The following is a 1,174-nucleotide window of genomic DNA, read 5'->3' as shown; positions in this document are numbered from 1 at the left end:
CGCTCGCGCCCTTATAAGGGCGCGAGCGGGCGCGCCGGGGTCGCCCTCGACGTCACCGCCCCCACTGCGGCTGCTGCACGGGGTAGCGGGATCGCGCTCGCAGGCGACGAGGTCATCGACCGATCGGTTATATATCGACGGAGCGGTCGCTCGCTCACTCATTTATAAGGGACCGACGCGCGTCCGACCGGTCTCGTCGTCGGGCCTCAGTCGTGGCGGAAACACCGGGTGCCGGTGAACGCCATCGCCATGTCGTGGGCGTCGGCGGCCTCGATGACGTCCTCGTCGTTGACGGAGCCGCCGGGCTGAATCACGGCCTCGATCCCCGCCTCCGCGGCCTCCTCGATCGCGTCCGGGAACGGGAAGAAGGCGTCCGAGGCCATCACGGCCCCCTCGGCCGATTTTCCGTCGGCGTCCTTCTCGGCTTTCATCGCCGCGAGCGTCACGGCGTCGACGCGCGACACCTGTCCCATCCCGACGCCGACCGTCTCGGTCCCGGTCGCGAACAAGATCCCGTTCGATTTGACGTGTTTGAGCGTCTTCCAGGCGAACAGCATCGTCTCGACCTGCTCGTCGGTCGGTTCGCGCTCGGTGACGACCTCGAGGTCGGCCGCCGCCGGCGACTGGCGGTCCCGCTCCTGTACCAGCCGGCCGCCGACGATCGGCTTCTCGGTGAACCGCTCGGAGAACCGCCCCTCGCCCTCGCCGAGCGGCCCCACGTCGAGCACGCGGAGGTTCCCTTTCTCCGTGAGCACGTCGAGCGCGCTGTCGGTGTAGCCGGGCGCGACGACGACCTCCTTGAACGATTCCGCGATCGCCTCGGCGGTGTCGGCGTCACAGGGCCGGTTCACGGCGACGATCCCGCCGAACGCCGACTTCGCGTCCGTCCGGAGGGCCCGGTCGTACGCGTCCGCGAGGGAGTCGGCGGTCGCACAGCCAGCGGGGTTCGTGTGTTTGATCACGGCGGCGGCTGGCTCGTCGAACTCCTTCACCAGCCCGAGGGCGGCGTCCGCGTCGTTGTAGTTGTTGTACCCCATCGCCTTCGAGCCGGGGTTGTGCTCGGTCGCGCCGACGACCGTCGCCTCCTCGCAGGCGGGGTCGGCGTACAGCGCGGCGTCCTGGTGGGGGTTCTCGCCGTACCGCAGCGTGTCGGCGCGGTCCTCGGAGACGAGCC

General features: G+C 70.0%; 1 pseudogene. It reads right to left on the bottom strand.

Annotated features, from left to right (window positions below):
* Positions 1-206: 206 nt before the first annotated feature.
* Positions 207-1,174: pseudogene (locus ACFQEU_RS16265) on the bottom strand (phosphoribosylglycinamide formyltransferase); the annotation flags it as partial.

This window comes from Halorubrum tibetense, assembly GCF_042661865.1.
In the GTDB taxonomy this organism is placed as follows: domain Archaea; phylum Halobacteriota; class Halobacteria; order Halobacteriales; family Haloferacaceae; genus Halorubrum; species Halorubrum tibetense.
The sequence above is the reverse complement of the archived record's forward strand: the minus strand, read 5'-3'. Positions and strand labels throughout refer to the sequence as shown.